The 18,316-nt window shown below is 75.4% G+C and carries 17 protein-coding genes; 9 read left to right on the forward strand and 8 right to left on the reverse strand.

What is annotated here, in order from left to right; genetic code table 11:
• Positions 1–27 precede the first annotated feature (27 nt).
• Positions 28–2,100, reverse strand: coding sequence for a prolyl oligopeptidase family serine peptidase (locus BM142_RS04775; protein WP_092195881.1), 2,073 nt, complete (start codon positions 2,098–2,100; stop codon positions 28–30).
• A 221-nt stretch (positions 2,101–2,321) separates the two neighbouring features.
• On the opposite strand from BM142_RS04775, the gene BM142_RS04780 reads away from it, so the two are divergent.
• The 5 genes from BM142_RS04780 to BM142_RS04800 are packed head-to-tail and all read left to right on the forward strand — an operon-like array spanning position 2,322 to position 6,170.
• Entirely contained in the window at positions 2,322–2,849 is a 528-nt protein-coding gene (locus BM142_RS04780) for an HNH endonuclease (protein ID WP_092195639.1), read from the forward strand.
• A gap of 10 nt (positions 2,850–2,859) precedes the next feature.
• Positions 2,860–3,723, forward strand: a complete 864-nt coding sequence (locus BM142_RS04785; RefSeq protein ID WP_092195640.1) for an SCO6745 family protein — start codon at positions 2,860–2,862, stop codon at positions 3,721–3,723.
• A gap of 27 nt (positions 3,724–3,750) precedes the next feature.
• Positions 3,751–5,184, forward strand: a complete 1,434-nt coding sequence (locus BM142_RS04790; RefSeq protein ID WP_092195641.1) for an amidase — start codon at positions 3,751–3,753, stop codon at positions 5,182–5,184.
• A 29-nt stretch (positions 5,185–5,213) separates the two neighbouring features.
• Positions 5,214–5,642, forward strand: coding sequence for an aa3-type cytochrome oxidase subunit CtaJ (gene ctaJ, locus BM142_RS24365; protein ID WP_175527097.1), 429 nt, complete (start codon positions 5,214–5,216; stop codon positions 5,640–5,642).
• A 60-nt stretch (positions 5,643–5,702) separates the two neighbouring features.
• Positions 5,703–6,170: a DUF5130 family protein gene (locus tag BM142_RS04800; RefSeq protein WP_092195642.1), complete on the forward strand. Its 468-nt coding sequence runs from the start codon at positions 5,703–5,705 to the stop codon at positions 6,168–6,170.
• A 326-nt stretch (positions 6,171–6,496) separates the two neighbouring features.
• Here the strand turns inward: BM142_RS04800 and pepN are convergent, their stop codons facing one another.
• Complete coding sequence (gene pepN / locus BM142_RS04805; RefSeq protein ID WP_092195643.1) at positions 6,497–9,049, reverse strand: aminopeptidase N; 2,553 nt, start codon at positions 9,047–9,049, stop codon at positions 6,497–6,499.
• Between the two features lie 137 nt (positions 9,050–9,186).
• Between pepN and BM142_RS04810 the strand changes: the two genes are divergently transcribed.
• Complete coding sequence (locus BM142_RS04810; RefSeq protein WP_092195644.1) at positions 9,187–9,852, forward strand: mycothiol-dependent nitroreductase Rv2466c family protein; 666 nt, start codon at positions 9,187–9,189, stop codon at positions 9,850–9,852.
• 15 nt (positions 9,853–9,867) lie between these two features.
• On the opposite strand, the gene BM142_RS04815 is transcribed toward BM142_RS04810, so the two are convergent.
• A complete protein-coding gene (locus tag BM142_RS04815; RefSeq protein WP_092195645.1) occupies positions 9,868–11,508 on the reverse strand; it encodes an MFS transporter in 1,641 nt (546 codons plus the stop codon).
• Between the two features lie 245 nt (positions 11,509–11,753).
• Between BM142_RS04815 and BM142_RS04820 the strand changes: the two genes are divergently transcribed.
• Positions 11,754–12,515: an SDR family oxidoreductase gene (locus BM142_RS04820; RefSeq protein ID WP_092195882.1), complete on the forward strand. Its 762-nt coding sequence runs from the start codon at positions 11,754–11,756 to the stop codon at positions 12,513–12,515.
• A 201-nt stretch (positions 12,516–12,716) separates the two neighbouring features.
• On the opposite strand, the gene BM142_RS04825 is transcribed toward BM142_RS04820, so the two are convergent.
• Positions 12,717–13,388 carry a DUF429 domain-containing protein gene (locus BM142_RS04825; RefSeq protein WP_092195646.1) on the reverse strand — a complete coding sequence of 224 codons (672 nt, stop codon included), beginning with the start codon at positions 13,386–13,388 and terminating at the stop codon, positions 12,717–12,719.
• 26 nt (positions 13,389–13,414) lie between these two features.
• Here BM142_RS04825 and BM142_RS04830 point away from each other — a divergent pair, with 26 nt between their 5' ends.
• A complete protein-coding gene (locus tag BM142_RS04830) occupies positions 13,415–13,894 on the forward strand; it encodes a ribose-5-phosphate isomerase (RefSeq protein ID WP_092195647.1) in 480 nt (159 codons plus the stop codon).
• A 72-nt stretch (positions 13,895–13,966) separates the two neighbouring features.
• On the opposite strand, the gene BM142_RS04835 is transcribed toward BM142_RS04830, so the two are convergent.
• Positions 13,967–14,581 (reverse strand): DinB family protein, encoded by a 615-nt coding sequence (locus BM142_RS04835; protein WP_092195648.1) that lies wholly within the window; start codon positions 14,579–14,581, stop codon positions 13,967–13,969.
• 1 nt (position 14,582) lies between these two features.
• Positions 14,583–15,827 carry a GNAT family N-acetyltransferase gene (locus tag BM142_RS04840; RefSeq protein WP_092195649.1) on the reverse strand — a complete coding sequence of 415 codons (1,245 nt, stop codon included), beginning with the start codon at positions 15,825–15,827 and terminating at the stop codon, positions 14,583–14,585.
• Between the two features lie 75 nt (positions 15,828–15,902).
• On the opposite strand from BM142_RS04840, the gene BM142_RS04845 reads away from it, so the two are divergent.
• Positions 15,903–16,319: a hypothetical protein gene (locus tag BM142_RS04845; RefSeq protein ID WP_092195650.1), complete on the forward strand. Its 417-nt coding sequence runs from the start codon at positions 15,903–15,905 to the stop codon at positions 16,317–16,319.
• A gap of 1 nt (position 16,320) precedes the next feature.
• Here BM142_RS04845 and BM142_RS04850 read toward each other — a convergent pair whose 3' ends face one another.
• Together BM142_RS04850 and BM142_RS04855 are read right to left on the reverse strand one after the other, a co-directional pair.
• The gene (locus tag BM142_RS04850; RefSeq protein ID WP_092195651.1) at positions 16,321–16,965 is read right to left on the reverse strand and encodes a response regulator transcription factor; all 645 of its coding nucleotides are present in this window, start codon (positions 16,963–16,965) and stop codon (positions 16,321–16,323) included.
• The gene (locus tag BM142_RS04855; protein WP_217640574.1) at positions 16,953–18,266 is read right to left on the reverse strand and encodes a sensor histidine kinase; all 1,314 of its coding nucleotides are present in this window, start codon (positions 18,264–18,266) and stop codon (positions 16,953–16,955) included. Before BM142_RS04855 ends, BM142_RS04850 begins: the two co-directional genes overlap by 13 nt.
• Positions 18,267–18,316 lie beyond the last annotated feature (50 nt).

Below are 18,316 nucleotides of genomic sequence, written 5' to 3' on the forward strand. Positions count from 1 at the left end.
CCGTGTCAGCGAAGCGGGGGTCGCGTCCTACCGAAGGGCCAGACCCGTGTGCTCGGCCAGGAACGCCAGCTGGTCGGCGGCCAGGCCCACGGTGCGGCTCACCGCCCGGGCACCGTGGCCCACGGACGTCTCCCGGCGGAGCACGACCGGGGCCTCGGCGGACGTGGCGTGCTGCAGGGCGGCGGCCAGTTTCCGGCCGTGCAGCGGGTGCACCCGGGTGTCGGACTCGAAGGTCGTGATCAGCGTCGCCGGGTACGCCGCCCCCTCCAGGACCGCGTGGTACGGCGAGTAGCCCAGCAGCCAGCCGAGCTCGGTGGGGTCCTGCGCCGTGCCGTACTCGTCGTTCCAGGTCCGGCCCAGCCCGAAGAGCTCGTACCGGACCATGTCCAGCAGCGGCGCGCTGCAGACGACGGCCGCCGCCAGCCCGGGGCGCTGGGTCAGGGTGGCGCCGACCAGCAGTCCGCCGTTGGAGCCGCCGAAGATCCCGAGCTGCCGGTGCGTGGTCCACCCCTGCGCGACCAGGTGCTCGCCGGCCGCGGCGAAGTCGTCGAACACGTTCTGCTTGCGCTCGCGCATCCCGGCCCGGTGCCACTCCTCGCCGTGCTCGGAGCCGCCGCGCAGGTTCGCCACGGCCCACACCCCGCCCGCGGCCACCCAGGAGAGGGCCTGGGCGCTGTAGGCGGGCGTGACCGGGACGTTGAACCCCCCGTACCCGTAGAGCACCGTCGGCCGCGGGACGTCGGGCGCGCCGGCACCGGACAGGACGAAGAGGTGGACCGGTGTCCCGTCGGCGGACGTCGCGTGCGTCTCCACCACCGTCAGCTCCGGAACCTCGCCGGCGACCGCCGCCTGCTCCCACGGCTGCAGCTCGGTCGGGGAGCCGGCGTCCCAGCGCAGCACCGACGGAGGGGTCGCGTAGTCGGTGTAGCCGACCCAGGCCGTCCCGCCGCCCTCGGGCGGCGAGCTGACCCCGGAGATGCTGCCGGCGCCCGGGCCCGGCACGTCGGCGAGCCGCCCCGAGCCGTCCGCGGCCCACACCGACAGCCGGTCGGTCGCGTCGACCGCGTGCACGGCGAGGACCTGCAGCGACCCGTCCGGCCCGTCGACCAGCGCCACGTCGGAGAGCACGGCGTCCGGGAGCTCGGGGACGACGTCCCGCCACGCCTCCGGCGCCCAGGTCGCCGGGTCCGCCGGGTCGGCCACGGCGAGCCGCCAGCGCGGGGTGCCCCGGTCGGACATCAGCCACAGCCGGCCGTCGCGGGCGACCCAGGCGGCGGTCTGCGCGTCGATCCCGACCTGCAGCTCGCGCAGCTCACCGCTCCCGGCGAGGTCCGCGAGCCAGACGTCGTCCCGGGGTGCGGTGCCGGCCGATCCCGAGACGACCAGCCAGCGGCCGTCGCGGCTGGTGTGCACGCCGAAGTAGGTCGTGGGGTCGCTGCCCTCGCCGTGCACCAGCTGGTCGCCGTCGGCCGGCGAGCCGACCCGGTGGCGCCACACGCGGCGGTGGAACTGCTCCTCCCCGGCCGGCACCTGGTCCGGGGCCAGCCGGCGGACGTAGAACAGCTCCTCGCCGCCGGGCAGCCAGGCGACGGGGGAGTAGCGGCACCGGTCGATCGGGCCGTCGATCACCTCGCCGGTGGCCACGTCCAGGACGTGCAGCCGGGACTCCTCGTCCCCGCCGGTGGACAGCTGGTAGGCCAGCCGGTCGCCCTCCCAGGAGGCCGACCAGGCGTCGAGCGTCGTCGTCCCCTCCGGGTCCAGCGCCATCGGGTCGACCAGCACCCGCACGGTGCCGTCGGGCTCTCGCACCCGCAGCACCGCGTGCTCCTGACCGGGGTCGCGCCGGGTGGAGAAGGCCCGGCCGCCCCGCCACACCGGGAGGCCCACCGCGCCCGAGCGCACCAGCGCCTCGAGGTGCGCGGTGAACGCGGGGCGCATCGGCAGCCCGCCGAGCAGGTCCCCGGCGAGGGTGTCCTGGGCCTCGCTCCAGGCCCGCGTGCGCGGGTCGGCGTCGTCCTCGAGCCAGCGGTAGGGGTCGGCGACGCGGTGTCCGTGCAGGTCCTCGACGAGGTCGAGCCGGGTGGCCTCGGGGTAGCGCATCGCACCCACGGTAGAGGCCGCCCGGGCACCCCGGCCCGGGATCCGCGGAAATCAGGCAGCGCCGATCGGCCGATCTCAGGTCAGAATGGGGCAGCCCGCGGGTCTCGGAGCCACCGGCGGTCCCGGGCGTCCGGAGGTGATCCGTGCCGCGTCCTGCGCCCGGGTCGTCGAGAGCGGGTCATCCAGGCCCGCGCCGCGACCCCGTCCCGTCGATCCATCCTGTGCCCTCGCCGGGTACCGCCGGCGCCACGCTGCTGCTCAACGCGACCTACGAGCCGCTCTGCGTCGTGTCCAGCCGGCGGGCCATCGTGCTCGTGCTCGCCGAGAAGGCCGAGCCGGTCGACTCCGCGGCGGACGTGGTGCACGCCGAACGGGTCAGCCTCCCGGTCCCCGTCGTCGTCCGGCTGACCCGATACGTCCGGGTGCCCTACCCGGCCTCGGTGCCGCTGTCCCGCCGGGCGGTCTTCACCCGCGACGGGCAGGTCTGCGTCTACTGCGGCGGGTCGGCCACGAGCATCGACCACGTCGTGCCGCGCAGCCGCGGCGGCACGCACACCTGGGACAACGTCGTCGCCGCCTGCCGCCGGTGCAACCACACGAAGGCCGACCGGTCCCTGGCCGAGATGGGGTGGGCGCTGCCGCACCCGCCCCGCACCCCGAGCGGGGCGGCCTGGCGGCTGCTGGGCACCCGGACCGTCGATCCGCGCTGGCGCGACTGGCTGGGCGTCCCCGAGAGCGTCAGCGCATGAGAGAGGGCCGATGACGTCACCGGGGACCGCCCGCCGGCTGTGGGCGCTGGCGGAGCCGTTCCACGCGCTGACCTACTTCGCGCAGGAGTGCCGTGACGCCGCCGGGCAGGTGGGGCTGCGCGGCTTCTGGAACGGCTACTTCGCCCAGCGCGCCGCCCCGCTGGGTGCCGTCGGCCCGCAGCTCGTGACGGCCGTCTTCCACAACTTCGCGCCGGACTTCGTGGCGCGCCGGGTGCCGTCGATCTGGGCGGAGGTGACGCCGGCCGCCGCACTCGATGCCCGGGTCATCGGGGTCGACGCGGCGGTCCGGCGGGTGTTCGGCGAGGAGTGGATCAAGGTCGAGGAGACGGTCGAGGCGAGCGAGCTGGCCGCCGCGGCAGCGGCGGCCGTCGACCTCCCCGGGCGTCCGCTCGCCGCAGCCAACACCGCCGTCGAGGTCCCCGACCAGCCGCACCTGCGGCTGTGGCAGGCGCTCACCACGCTGCGCGAGCACCGCGGGGACGGCCACACCGTCGCGCTGGTGCAGCGGGAGGTCGACGGCGTCACCGCGCACGTCCTCGCCGCGGCCGCCGGGCGGTCGGACCGGGAGTGGCTGATGCGGGCCCGCGGCTGGGACGACGCCGCCTGGGACGACGCGGTCGTCCGGCTCGTCGAGCGGGGGTGGCTGGCAGAGGAGGAGCTGACCGCGGAGGGGCTGGCGACGGTGGCCGCCATCGAGGCCGACACCGACCGGCTGGCGCTCGGCCCGTGGCTGGCGCTGGGCGACGCCGGGTGCGACCGCCTCGCCGAGCTGCTGGCACCCGTGCGCCGCGCGGTGGTGGCGGCGGGGGACTGGCCGGCGGGCAACCCGATCGGCGCACCCGATGCGGACTGACCGGACGGCGGAGCTAGCGTCCCGCCCGTGACCGAGCTGCACGACCGCACCGCGCTCGAGCAGGCCGCGGCCGTTCGCGCGAAGGAGATCAGCCCCACCGAGCTGGTGCGGCACGCCCTCGACCGCATCGAGGCGCTCGACGCCGGGCTCGGCGCGTTCCTCACCGTCACGCCGGAGCAGGCGCTGGCGGCGGCCCGCCGGGCGGAGGCGCTGGTCCGGCGGGGTGGTGACCTGCCGCCGCTGCTCGGCGTCCCGACGGCGATCAAGGACCTGAACAACACCGCCGGCGTCCGGACGACGTTCGGCGCGACCGTGATGGCCGACTTCGTGCCGACGACCGACGACGCCGTCGTCACCAAGCTGGCCGCCGCCGGGACGATCAGCCTGGGCAAGACCAACACCCCCGAGTTCGGGTTCCCCTGCTACACCGACAACGCCCTGGCCGGGCCAGCGCGCTGCCCGTGGGACCCCACCCGGCTCGCCGGTGGCTCCAGCGGCGGCGCGGCCGTGGCCGTCGCCGCCGGGATGCTGCCCTTCGCCCAGGGGAGCGACGGAGGTGGATCGATCCGCATCCCGGCGTCGATCAACGGCGTCTACGGGATCAAGCCGAGCCGCGGGCGGGTCAGCAACGCCCCGTTCGGCAGCGACGTGACGGGGCTGGGCACCAACGGGCCGCTCGCCCGCACCGTCCGCGACGCCGCGGCGATGCTCGACGCCATGGCCGGCCCCGTGCTCGGTGACGCCGCGTGGGCGGCCCCGCTGCCGGCCGGGGAGACCTTCCTGGCCGCCGCCGACCGCGAGCCCGGCCGGCTGCGGATCGGCCGCTACCTCGAGTCCCCGATCCCCGGCGTCGTCCTGGACCCGGAGGTGCTCGCCGCGTTCGAGGAGGCCTCGGCGCTGCTCACCGAGCTGGGCCACGAGGTGGTGGACGTGCCGACCGGGCTCCTCGGGCCGGAGGTGCTGCCGTCCTTCGAGCAGGTGTGGGCGCTGTCGGGGACGTTGCTGCCCGTCCCGGCCGACCGGGTCGGGGAGTTGCGCCCGCTCACCCGCGAGCTGCGCGATCGCGGCCTGGCCATGTCGGCCCGGGCGGCGATGGAGGCCATGACGGCGCTGCGGCTCTTCGCCCGCCGGTTCCTGCAGGCGACCGCCGGCCACGACGTGCTGCTGGCCCCGGTCTGCACCATGACCCCACGGCCGCTGGGCTGGTTCGACGCCGGCGGGAACGGCGCCGAGGACTTCGAGCGGCAGAAGCGCTACGCCGCCTTCACCGCCCTCTTCAACGTCACCGGCCAGCCGGCCGTCAGCATCCCGCTGCACTGGACCGGCGACGGTCTGCCGGTCGGCAGCATGCTCGTGGGGCGCCCGGCCGACGACGTCACCCTGCTCGCCCTGTCGGCCCAGCTGGAGGCCGCCCGCCCGTGGGCGCACCGGCACCCCGAGCAGTGGGAGTGGAGCGGTTGAAGCCGGTCCCTGCCGGTAAGTTGTCGTCCGTGAACACCGTCGAGGTCCTTCTCGTGCTCGCCGGCATCCCGCTGGCCATCATCGCGGTGCTGGCGCTGCTCACCCTGCGCGGTGGGCGCAAGCGCCTGCGGTACAAGCCCGGCCAGCCGTGGGACCACGCGCCGGTCTGGTATGAGCCGCACCCGGCGAACGGCGCCTCGGACAGCCACGGACCGGCCCCGGCCGCCGGGCCCGCGGCGGTGGGCGGCAGCTCCACGGCGGCCCTCGGGTCGTCGATGTACCCGGAGCAGGCCGGGGAGCGGGACGTGGACACCCACGGCACCGCCGTGGCGCACCTGGGCAGCGCCGGGGCGCACGGCGGCGATGGGCACGGCGGCGGTGCGCACGCGTCCGGTGCCGGTGCCGGCTACCCGCCGGTGGACGCCGGGCCGCTCGGCGGCGCCCGCGGCACCTGGTGACGACGGACCGGCGATGATGACCACGACCTGCTCCACGACCACTGTCCTGGGAGGACGACCATGACCAGCGCGGTGGAGACCGAGTCGCACGACACGGCCACGAACCGGACGGCGCCCGCACGGACCGACGAGTCCGAGCGTGGCGCGCTCGACGAGATCTTCTCCTTCCAGGAGCTCGCGCGGCTGGACGAGGCGCTGACCATGTCCTCCCGCGAGACCGGGCTGCGGTTCACCCTCTACATCGGTGACCTGGGCGAGCGCACCCGCGCCACCGCGGAGCAGCTGCACGCCCGCTCCGGCCACCACCCGACGGACTCGGTGCTGCTCGCGGTGTCGCCCGGGCAGAAGGTGGTCGAGGTGGTCACCGGGGCGGGTGCCGCGCGCCGGCTGCCCGACCGGGCGTGCGCGCTCGCCGTCCTGTCGATGACGACGTCGTTCGCCTCCGGTGACCTCGTCGGGGGGATCATCAACGGGCTCCGCCAGCTGTCGGACCAGGCCGGGCACCCCGCCTCCCTGCGCCAGCACTGAGCTCCTTGCGCCAGCACTGAGCTCCTTGCGCCAGCACTGAGCTCCTTGCGCCAGCACTGAGCTCCTTGCGCCAGCACTGAGCTCCTTGCGCCAGCGCTGAGCTCCTTGCGCCAGCGCTGATCTCCCTGCGCGGGCACTGAACGGCCCCGCTGCAGGGGCCGGCCGCGAGCTCGCGAGCGGTGGGGGCAGCGGGGTCCTTCCGCCGGTCGGGGGGCCTCCGGCCCCCGCGACCGGTCCACCGCGGTGGTCACCGACCGACCAGGTCGCCGCGTTCCCCGGGGAACGCCGCCGCGTTCCCCGGGGAACGCGACGCGCCTCGTCTCCGCTCAGAGGTGCGCGTCGGCGTCCTTCTCCCGGGCCCGCAGCGCCCGGGCGATCCCGTCCCGCCCCTCGGAGACCAGCCGGCGGAGCGGGGCCGGCTGCTCGGTGTCGGCCAGCCAGGCGTCGGCGGCGGCGATGGTCCGGGGCTCGACCACGGGCGGGAACAGGTACTGCACCGCGTTCTTCGCGATCTCGCCCGGCCGGCGTGCCCAGATCGGACCGATCTCGGCGAAGTACCGGTCGACGTAGCCGGCCGTGAGCTCCCGCTGGGCAGGGTGCCAGAAGCCCTGCAGGAGCGCCTCGTGCACGGCGTTGGGCACCTGCTCGTCGTGGAAGGCCCGCTGCCAGGCCTCCTCCTTGGCCTCCGCCGTCGGCCGCAGCGCCCGCGCGGTCGCCGCCCGCCGGACGCCGGTCGCCGTCGCGTCCTGCTCGGCCTCGGCGTCGATCTCGGCGTCCCCGGCGGCGCCGATCGCGACCAGCCCGCTCAGGAACGCCCACCGCGCGTCGGCGTCGACCTGCAGGCCCTCGACGGTGTGCGACCCGTCGAGCAGGCCGCGCAGCACGGCCGCGTGCTCCTCGGTGCGGGCCGCGCTGGCCAGCGTCCGGGACCACTGCAGCTGGGTGTCGCTGCCGGCCGGTGCCGCCCGCAGCGCGCCCAGGGCGTGGTCGGCCAGTGCCGCCCACCCCGTCGGCGCCCAGGTGGGGTCGGCGTAGGAGCTCAGGGCGGTCTGCACCCGCCCCAGCAGTGCCTGCACGACGCTGGTCTCGGTCTCGGCGTCGACCCCGGCGAGCACCAGCTGCACCCAGTCGCGCGCCGGCAGCTCGGCGTCCCGGGTCATGTCCCAGGCGGCCGACCAGCACAGCGCCCGGGCCAGCGGGTCGGGCATGGCGCCGATCCGGGCGCGCAGGGTGCGCAGCGAGCGCTCGTCCAGCCGCAGCTTGGCGTAGGTGAGGTCGTCGTCGTTGACCAGCACCAGGTCGGCGGCCGGGTGGCCCACCAGCTCGGCCACCTCGGTGCGGGCCCCGGCGACGTCCAGCTCCACCCGGTCGGTGCGGGTCAGCCCCTCCGGGTTCTCGCTGTAGAGGCCGACGGCCAGCCGGTGGTTGCGCAGCACCGGGTGCTCGGCGACCGCCGTCTGCTCGATCGCGAAGCTCGCGTACCGGCCGTCGTCGGTCAGCTCGAACACCGGCCGCAGCGTGTTCACCTGGCTGGTCCGCAGCCACTGCTCCACCCACTCGCCCAGGTCGCGGCCCGAGCTCTCCTCCAGCGGAGCCAGCAGGTCGGCCAGCGTGGTGTTGCCGAACTCGTGGGTGCGGAAGTACCGGCGCACCCCGGCGAGGAACTCCTCCCGGCCGACGTAGGCCACCAGCTGCTTGAGCACCGAGGCGCCCTTGGCGTAGGTGATGCCGTCGAAGTTGACCTCGACCGCCGCGACGTCGGGGATGTCGGCGGCGATCGGGTGGGTGGAGGGCAGCTGGTCCTGCGCGTAGGCCCACGCCTTCTCGGTGTTGGCGAAGGTCGTCCAGGCCGTCGTGTACTCGGTGGCCTCGGCCTGGCAGAGCGTGCTGATGTAGGTCGCGAAGGACTCGTTGAGCCAGAGGTCGTCCCACCAGCGCATGGTCACCAGGTCGCCGAACCACATGTGGCCCAGCTCGTGCAGGATCGTCTCCGCGCGCCGCTCGTACTTGGCGCGGGTGGCCTTCGACCGGAAGACGTAGTCCTCCAGGAACGTCACCGCCCCGGCGTTCTCCATCGCGCCGGCGTTGAACTCGGGCACGAAGAGCTGGTCGTACTTGTCGAACGGGTACGGGTAGTCGAACACCCGGTGGTAGAAGTCGAAGCCCTGCTTGGTGATGCGGAACAGCTCGTCCGGGTCGAGGTACTTCGCCAGGGACGCGCGGCAGTACAGCCCCAGCGGGATGCCCTCGTGGGAGTCGGTAACCTTGGCGTAGGGGCCGGCGATCAGGGCCACGAGGTAGGTGGAGATGCGCTTGGTGGGCTCGAAGTGCGCCAGCTGGGAGCCGGCCGGGCCGGCCTCGATCGTGCGCCCGCCGGTGTTGGAGACGACCTGCCAGTCGAACGGTGCGACGACGTGCAGCGTGAACGTGGCCTTGAGGTCGGGCTGGTCGAAGCAGGCGAACATCCGCTTGGCGTCGGCCGGCTCGAACTGGGTGTAGAGGTAGACCTGCCCGTCCTCGGGGTCGGCGAAGCGGTGCAGCCCCTCGCCGGAGTTGGAGTACCGGCAGTCGGCGGTGACCACCAGGGTGTTCTGCTCGGCCAGCCCGGTCAGCGGCAGGCCACCGGCCTCGGTGTAGGTGCTGACGTCGAGCTCGACGCCGTTGAGCGTCGCCGAGTGCACGGTGTCGGCGACCAGGTCGATGAACGTGTCCGCGCCGGCCCGGGCGGCGGTGAACTCCACCGTCGTCACGGAGCGGAACGTGCGCTCGCCGGGATGCCCGTCGCCGTCGGTGACGTCGAGCGAGAGGTCGTAGCTCTGCACGGCGAGGAGCTCGGCGCGGGCAGCGGCATCGGTGCGGGTCAGGTTCGGTACGGCCACCCCGGGAGCTTCCCATGCCGGGACGACGGTTCCCGCGGCCCTCCACCACGCGGGAACAAGCCGCCGCCGATCCTCATTGGCAGGTGCAGCAGGCGCGGCGACGGCCGCTGCCCACCCGATCGTCGAGGAGACCGAGGATGACCGAAGCAGTGCAGAGCGCGCCCACCTCCGCCCGCGTGGACTTCTGGTTCGACCCGCTGTGCCCGTGGGCGTGGCTCACCAGCCGGTGGGTGCTCGAGGCCGCCAAGGTGCGCGACATCGACCTGCACTGGCACGTCATGTCCCTCGCCGTCCTCAACCGCGGGCGGGACCTCCCCGAGGACTACCGCACGATGATGGAGCAGGCCTGGGGCCCGGTGCGTGTCGCTGTCGCCGCCGCCCAGCAGCACGGCGACGGGGTGCTCGGCGACCTCTACACGGCCATGGGCACCCTCCGGCACCACGAGGGCCGGGAGCTCGACGAGATCATCGCGCCGGCCCTCGAGCGGGTCGGCCTGCCGGCGTCCCTCGCGGAGGCGGCCACGTCGACCGAGTACGACCAGGCGCTCGAGAAGAGCCACCACGAGGGCATGGACCCGGTCGGCGACGACGTCGGCACGCCGGTCATGCACATCGACGGCGTCGCCTTCTTCGGACCGGTGATCAGCCGGGTGCCGACCGGTGAGGACGCCGGCAAGGCCTTCGACGGCGCCGTCCTGCTGGCCAACCTCCCCGACTTCTGGGAGCTCAAGCGCACCCGGCTCTCCGGTCCCGACATGGACTCCGTGCCCGCCGACGCCCTGGAGCTCACCGCCCGCCGCTGAGAACCGCCGGCGGCCTCAGTCGCGGCTGCCGGCGACATCGGTCTGCGGGGCGGGTCCGCCGTCCGTGAGCGGGGTCTCCGGCGGCCCGCCGGGGACGGGCGCGGCCCCCGGCGTGACGTCGGTGGCCAGCTCCTCGTGCCGGATGGACAGGCCCGCCACGATCACCACGGTGACGGCGGTCATCATCCAGATGGCCACGCCGAAGGCCTCCGACGTGCCGAACGCCTGCGCCTCGAGGGCGGTCGCCGGGCCGGGCTCGGCCCCGCCGGCAGCCAGCTCGGCGGTGCGCCGGCTGATCCCGTTCGCGAACACGGTGCCCAGGACGGCGATCCCGATGGCGCCGCCCACCTGCTGCACCGTGTTGAGCACCGCCGATCCCACGCCGGCGTCGCCGGGGTCGACCCGGCTGACCGCCGTGAGGGTGAGCGGCACGAACAGCAGGCCCATCCCGGCCGCCTGGACGACGATCCACGGCAGCAGGTCGCCGACGTAGCCGGCGCCCACGTCCATCCGGCTGTAGCCCCACATCGCCAGGACCGACAGCGCCCCGCCGGCGCCGGCGATCCAACGGGGGTCCACCCGGGAGGCCAGCGCCGAGGCGAGCTGCGCGGCGCCGACGATGCCGACGGTGAACGGCAGGAACGCGATGCCGGCCTCCAGCGGGCTGTAGCCGAGCACCTGCTGCACGAACAGCGAGACGAACAGGAACATCGAGAAGATCGCGGCACCGATGACGAGCATGACCGCGAAGCTCACCGCCCGCGTGCGGTCCGCGATCACCCGCATCGGCAGCAGCGCGTGCGGGGACCGGGCCTCGACCACGAAGAAGGCCACCAGCAGCACGAGGCCCGCGACGATCGGGCCGTACACCAGGGTGTCCGACCACTCCTGGGGCAGCCCCGTGTCGAGATCGGTCTGGGCCTTGCGGTTGAAGCCGTAGACGACGGCGGCCAGCCCGAGGGTCGCCGTCAGCGCTCCGGGCAGGTCCCAGCGGCCCGGCTGGGGCTCGGACTCGGCCAGGTACCGGGGGGCGAGCACCGCGACGGCGAGCCCGATCGGCACGTTGATCAGCATCGTCCAGCGCCAGGACGCCTCGGTGAGCGCGCCGCCGAGGATGAGCCCGACGGCCGCACCGGCGCCGGACATGGCCGCGTAGACGGCGAAGGCCCGGTTCCGGGGCGGGCCGGCCGGGAAGGTCGTGGTGATCAGCGCCAGCGCGGTGGGAGAGGCGGCCGCGGCACCCGCGCCCTGCAGGGCGCGGGCCGCGAGCAGCTGCCACTGCTCCTGGGCCAGCCCCGCCAGCAGCGAGCCCACGGCGAACACCAGGACGCCGGCGAAGAAGACCCTCCGCCGGCCCACGATGTCGCCCAGCCGGCCGCCGAGCAGCAGCAACCCGCCGAAGGCGATGGCGTAGGCGGTGACCACCCAGGTGAGGTCGGCGTCGGGGATGGCCAGCTGCTCCTGGATGCGGGGGAGCGCGATGTTCACCACCGACCCGTCGAGCACCACCATGAGCTGCACGGTGCTGATCAGGACGAGGGCCACCCACAGCGGGCGTCCGCCGGGACCCGTGCGGCGCTCCACCGCGGGTGCGACGGGCGGCGGCTGGTCCGCGGGGAGCCGTGGATCGGGGATGTGCGGGCGGTCGCTGGTCATGGATGTCCTCCGAGGAAGCCGGCCCCGTGCGGGTCGAGGAGGCGGCCCGGGCGACGCCGGCCGGGCTCGGCCTGATCGCGCGGGACGCTAGCCATGGAGACGCCGCGGCGGGCGCCTCCGTGACACGGCCGGTCCACCGGCCCCGGCGCGTGCTGCTGGGCCGCGACCGCCCGGTCACCCGGGGTCCGCCCGGCAGCTCCGGCGTCCGTGCCCGGCGCCCGCACCGCGTGCGGCATGCTGTCGCGGTGTCGAACCCCGCCCGTCAGCGCATCCTGATCACCGGCGCCAGCTCCGGCCTCGGCGAGGGCATGGCCCGCCGTTTCGCCGCCATGGGCCGCGACCTGGCGCTCGCCGCCCGCCGCACGGAGCGGCTCGAGTCGCTCAGGCAGGAACTGCTCGCCGCGCACCCCGGCATCCGAGTCGAGGTCGCGGCCATGGACGTCGACGACCCCGCATCGGTCGCCACCGTCGTCCCCGAGCTGGTCGGGCGGCTCGGCGGGCTCGACCGGTTCGTCGTCAACGCCGGCATCGGCAAGGGCGCGTCCATCGGCGGCGGCAAGCCCGAGGCCAACCGCGCCGTCCTGCACACCAACGTCCTCGGCGCGCACGCCCAGTGCGAGGCCGCCATGGAGGTCTTCCGCGCGCAGGGCGCCGGCCACCTGGTGCTGATCTCCTCGGTGGCCTCCGTCCGCGGCATGCCGGGCACCCGGACCGCGTACGGGGCCAGCAAGGCCGCGGTGAACGCCCTCGCGGAGGGCATCCGCTCCGACGTCTGGGGCAGCGGCATCGTGGTGACCACGATCCTGCCCGGCTACATCGCGACCGACATCAACGTCGGCCGTCGGGGCCCGTTCACCGTGGAGCTGGACGAGGGCGTCGACGCGCTGACGGCGGCGATCGAGCGCGAGCCGGTGAAGGCCTACGTGCCGGGATGGCCGTGGACGCCGATCGCCGCGCTGCTCCGCGTCCTGCCGCTGTCGGTGGTGCGCCGGCTCACCGGCTCCTGACGCCGGTCCGCGGGATGCGGTGAACGACCGGGGAGGACCTGCCTCGTCGAGGCCCGCGGAGGGCTTCCCGTCGAGGGTGGAGCCGCGCCGGCCGACGTCCAGCCGCGCCCTGACGCGGCTCCACGTCGTGCCGCGCGGCTGGACGGGCCCACCGAGCGCACCAGGAGGCGGCCCGGAAGCCGGATGCGTGCCGGCTCACCGCTACCAGCAGATGCGCATCGGGCGGCCCCGGCCGTCGACGGCGCCGTCGCCGACGCACTCGCCCTCGTCGCGGGCCAGGCGGGCGGCCGACCACGCGGCGGCACACGCGTCCAGCGCGTCGATCACCGGCACGCCCGCCGGGGCGCCGGCCAGGGCTTCCTCGACGTCCATGATCGCGCGCAGCGCACGCAGCCGCTGCACCGTCCCGCGGGCGCTGCCCTTCCGGTCGCGGACGTCGTCCGAGAGGGCGCGGAAGGCCAGCTCGGGGTGCACCTCGACCACCCGGTCGGTCGGCGGATCGCCCAGCGCGTCGTCCAGCGCACGGATGCCCTTCACCAGCTGGAACGCCTGGGCGGACGGCGCGCGGGGTGGGTCGGTGCAGGCCCGCGAGATCCGTCGGGCCTCGGCGTAGTCGTCGGTGGCGAGCACGGCGCGCACCGGTGCCGGGAAGATCGAGCTACCGAGCGGCCCCATCAGCCGGCGCGCCGCGACGTCGCAGGCGCGGGCACCGGTCTCCGACAGCCCGATCGGCATGTCGATGGCGATCAGCTCCACATCGGGGACGGCGAGCACGGCGGGGACGTCGTCCAGGGCCATCAGCCGCACCGTCCGGCCGTCCAGCAGTGCCCCCGCCCAGCGTCCGCGCCAGCCGTCGACCCCCAGCACCGCCACGGCCCGAGCCTGACAGACTCGGTTCCGTGCGCGTCTTCATCGGTACCGACCACGCCGGGCTCGAGTTCAAGGAGCACCTGAAGCGGGTGCTCGCCGACGCCGGCCACGAGCCGGTCGACTGCGGTGCGTTCAGCTACGACGCCCAGGACGACTACCCGCCGTTCTGCTTCGAGGTGGGGGAGCGGACGGTGACCGAGCCGGGGAGCCTCGGCGTCGTCATCGGGGGGTCGGGGAACGGCGAGCAGATCGCGGCCAACAAGGTGCCCGGGGTGCGCGCCGCGCTGGTCTGGAACACCGCGACCGCGCAGCTGGCCCGCCAGCACAACGACGCGAACGTCGTCTCCATCGGGGCGCGCCAGCACAGCCCCGAGGAGGCGGCGGACCTGGTGCTGGAGTTCCTGCGCACCGACTTCAGCGGCGACGAGCGGCACGTCCGCCGGATCGGCCTGATCAGCGACTACGAGCGCGACCGCCACCGTCCCGCCGGCGGTCAGCCGACCACGTGACCTGATGGAACGGCCCCGCTGCAGGGGCCCGCGCCGAGCGGAGCGAGGCGTGGGGGGCAGCGGGGTCCTTCATCAGAGCACCGAGAACCCCGCAGGCAGCCCCGGCCGGCCGGTCGCGGCCAGCAGCAGCGGACCGGCGCGGCCGCCCGCGACGGCGAGGTCGGCGACCAGGCGCAGGGCCTCGGCGGCGGCCGTCGGCGGGACCTCCGGGGGCAGGCCGAGCGCGCTCGCGAGGTCGGCGGTGTGCTCGGCCAGCTCGAACGTCCGCGTCGGCAGGTAGTCGGCCAGCCGCATGCCGCCGGCGATCGTCGTCACCGGCTCGCTGCCGTCCGTCGTCCCCACGAGGGCGAGCACGCGCCGGGCGATCCCGGCCACCGCGTCCGCCGGGTCGTCGCCGAGCGCGGCCCCGGCCGCGGTCCCGCGCTCGGCGACGGCCGCACCGGCGGCCATCGCGCTCGTGGCGCGGACGTACTCCACCGCCGAGCCGATCTCCACGGCGGGTGCCGGACGGCCGAGGTAGGCCTCGACGGTGAGCAGCGACCGGCTGGTGTGACCGACCAGGGCGCGCACGTCCCACTCACCCAGCCCCGGCTGGTCCCACCGGTCACCGACGAGCCCGGCCGTGGCGACGAACCACTGCGCCGCGTCGGCGAAGGCCCGGCGCGCGTCGTCCCAGGCGGCGGTCATGTCAGAAGTCGTCCGGGCACCAGGGGGCCACCGGCCAGCCGAACGCCGTGGACGCCAGCGTCACCGCGCCGGGGCTGATCTCGCGCACCCGCCCGGCCTGCTGCAGCGCGGCCATCGAGACCCCGCCCAGGTAGACGGCGGAGAGCTCCTCGATGCCCAGGGCGATGTCGGGGTCGCGGTCGGTGCGGTCGCAGAACGCGCCGGCCGGATGCCCCCACAGGTGCCAGCGGCCGCTGTTCCACGGGCAGAACGGGTCCTCGACCTCCAGCACCAGGTCGATCGGCGCGGGGTAGCGGCGGGCCGACAGCGCCGGACCGACGTCGACGACCCGCACCCACAGCCCGTCGACGGGGCGGGCGCGCAGCGCGCGCAGGTCGACCAGCTGGTGCCGGATCGGGTCGTCGTAGGGCTGCTGCGGCGCCTCGACGGTGCGCACCAGGTCGTGCGAGAACAGGTACCGCCACAGGGACGCGTAGCCCGCCGTCGTCATGGCGCGCACCTCACCGGCGATCAGCTTCCCGTCGGGCTCGGCCCCGTCGGTCCAGGCGGACTTCAGCCGGTAGGTGGCGTAGCCGGTCGGCGTGCCGTCGGCCTCGACGTGCAGCACGTGCTGGCGGGCCGTGGCGCCCCTGCGCTGGTCCGGCTCGTCGCGCAGCACCCGGTCCCACCAGTCACCGGTACGGGCCAGGTTGCCGGGGACGAACCGCCGCACCGTCTCGTACACGCCCTCGGCGGCCGGCCGGAACTCCTCGAGGTCGACCAGCCGCACGGTGCCGGTGCCGAGGTCGACGTCGGGGCGGATCCGCAGCCGCTCGGTGCGGCCGGTCCACCCGCCCTTCCAGGAGGCGGTGGCGTAGCCGAACCGGCCGTAGATCGACGCCTCGGCGGCCCACAGGGCGGCGACGGGCTCGCGGCCCGCCTCGTGGATCGCGTCGAGCTGCCGCCGCATGATCGCCGTCAGCACGCCCTGCCGGCGGTGCGTGGGGGACACGGTGATCCACGTGATGCCCGCGCAGGGCACGGGCGCCCCGCCCGGCACGCTCATCCGGAAGCTGTAGACGCCGGAGGTCGCCGCCACCCGGTCCCCGTCGAACAGGGCGAGGGAGCGGTCCAGCTCGGCGACCGCGGGCGGGGACCCGAACCACGGGCCGGTGGCGTCGTCGCCGAAGACGGTGACCATGGCGCGCGAGAAGCGCGGCCACTCGTCGGGGGTGATGGGGCGCAGCTGGTCGCGGAGATCGGGCACGGCATCTGTCTACCGGTCGGGTGCGACGGGACGCGATCGAGTTGCCGGGAGCCGGGACGCTGCCAGGATTCCCGCATGGTGGAGGAACGGCCCATCGCCTGGTGGGTCAAGCGGCTCGACGCGTTGCTCGAGGAGGCCGTCGACGCCGTCGTCACCGGCGAGGGCCTGACCCGCCGGCACTGGCAGCTGCTGCACGCGCTGGCCGCCGGGCCGGCCGACGAGGCCGCGGTCCGGGCGGCGCTGCCCGACGCCCCCGGCGACGCCGACGCCGTGCTCACCGACCTGGTCGCCCGCGGCTGGGTCGGCCGCCCGGTCGCCGATCGCGCCGGGCTCACCCCGGACGGCGCAGCGGCGCACGACCGCGTCGCCCGGGCCGTGGACCGCGTCCGCCGGCACGTCGCCGACGGGCTGTCCCGGCCGGAGTACGAGCGGACGATCCTCGTGCTCCGCCGGATGGTCAGCAACGTCGAGCGGGCGCTGGGCCGGGAATGACTCAGCCCCGCAGGTAGGCGAGGGTGGCCATCACGCGGCGGTGCTGGTCCTCGTCCTGGGCGAGGCCGAGCTTGGCGAAGATGTGCTGGGTGTGCTTCTCCACCGCTCCCGGCGTGACGACGAGGGCCCGGGCGATCGCGCCGTTGGAGTGGCCCTCCGCGATCAGCCCCAGCACCTCCCGCTCCCGCGGGGTGAGCCGGCGCACCGGGTCGTCGGCCCGCCGGCGGGCGAACAGCTGGGCCACCACCTGCGGGTCCAGCACGGTGCCACCGCCGACGACGTCCTCCAGCGCCTCGAGGAAGGTGTCCACGTCGGCCACCCGGTCCTTGAGCAGGTAGCCCACCCCGCCGGCACCGTCGGCGAGCAGCTCGTCGGCGTAGGCCACCTCCACGTACTGGGACAGCACGAGCACCGCCGTCCCGGGTGCCTCCCGGCGCGCCTCGACCGCGGCCCGCAGGCCCTCGTCGGTGTGCGTCGGCGGCATCCGGACGTCGACGACGGCGACGTCCGGGCGGTGCTCGCGCACCGCCCGGACCAGCGAGGGGCCGTCGCCGACCGCGGCGACCACCTCCGTGCCGGCCTCCTCGAGCAGGCGGACCAGGCCCTCCCGGAGCAGCACCGAGTCGTCGGCGATCACGACGCGCACGGCAGCTCCGCGGTCATCCGGGTCGGGCCGCCGCGCGGGCTGTCCACGGCGAGCGTGCCGTCGACCGCCTGCAGCCGGTCGGCCAGGCCGGCCAGGCCGTGCCCGGGCGCGAGCACCGCGCCACCGACGCCGTCGTCCTCGACGACCACCCGCAGCCGGTCGCCGGTGCAGGTCACCTCGACCCGGCAGGTGGTGGCGTCGCTGTGCTTGGCGGCGTTGGCCAGCGCCTCGCTGACGACGAAGTAGGCGGTGTTCTCGGTGACCGGCGCGAGCCGCTCGCCCGGCAGGTCGACCGCGAGGTCCACCGGGACGGGGGACCGGGCGGCGACGGCGGCCAGCGCCGCGGCCAGCCCCCGGTCGGCCAGCACGGGCGGCGCGATGCCACGGGAGAGGGCGCGGAGGTCCTCGAGGGTCTCCCGGGCCAGGCCGGCCGCCTCGCCCAGTGCCGCGCGGGCGGCCTCGGGGTCGCGCTCCATCGTCCGCTGGGCACGGGCGAGGTCCATGTTCAGCCGCACCAGCTGCTGCTGGGGGCCGTCGTGGATGTCGCGCTCGAGCCGGCGCAGTGCCACGGCCTCGGCGGCGACCGCGGCGTCCCGGCCCTGGGACAGCCGGCCAAGCTCGGCCTGGGTGGCCGCCCGGGAGGTGAGCAGGACGCGTCCGAGGGACGCCTGCAGCAGCGCGACGCCACGGACGGCGAACGGCAGGGCGGCGGCGAAGGCGACCCCGATCCCGGTGTAGAGCGCGATGCGGCTCCCGGCCGAGCTCTGCAGGCCGAGCAGCTCGAGCAGGTCGGTGTTGTCCGGGTCCCCCGAGGCGTCGGGCAGCGCCCAGTCCCAGGCGCCGTAGGTGAGGCCGCCCAGCGCGCCGGCCCAGAACGTGACCGCGACGACGAAGGAGAGGACGGCGACGGGCAGCCGGAGCACCGCGTGCAGCGCGTCGAGCCAGGTCTGCGGGTCGCGCAGCGGGGTGACCGTCCGCCGGATCACACCGCCCTCCCCGGCGCGGTAGGCCGGGACCGGCACCGGGCGGCCGAGCACGGCGGGCAGCTGGGCGCGCTCCAGCGCGGCGAACCCGCGGGCGGCCAGGAGCGTGCCGGCCAGGACGGCGACGCCCGCCCAGATCACCAGCAGCCCGGCGCCGACGGCCAGGCCGGTGATGACCACCACGAAGGCGGCGATCGCGACGGGGAAACCGACCAGGACGTAGCCGCTGTCGACGCCCAGCCGGCGCACGCGGGCGCGGAGGCCGGGGTGGGGCGCGGGCGCGGTGGTGGTCATCGGCGGGAGGACGGCGGTGCTCATGCCGTCGAGCCTGCTGCCGGCGACGGCGCCGACCCATCCCGCTGGCTGGC

It is taken from the genome of Blastococcus tunisiensis (assembly GCF_900112815.1).
In the GTDB taxonomy this organism is placed as follows: Bacteria; Actinomycetota; Actinomycetes; order Mycobacteriales; family Geodermatophilaceae; genus Blastococcus_B; species Blastococcus_B tunisiensis.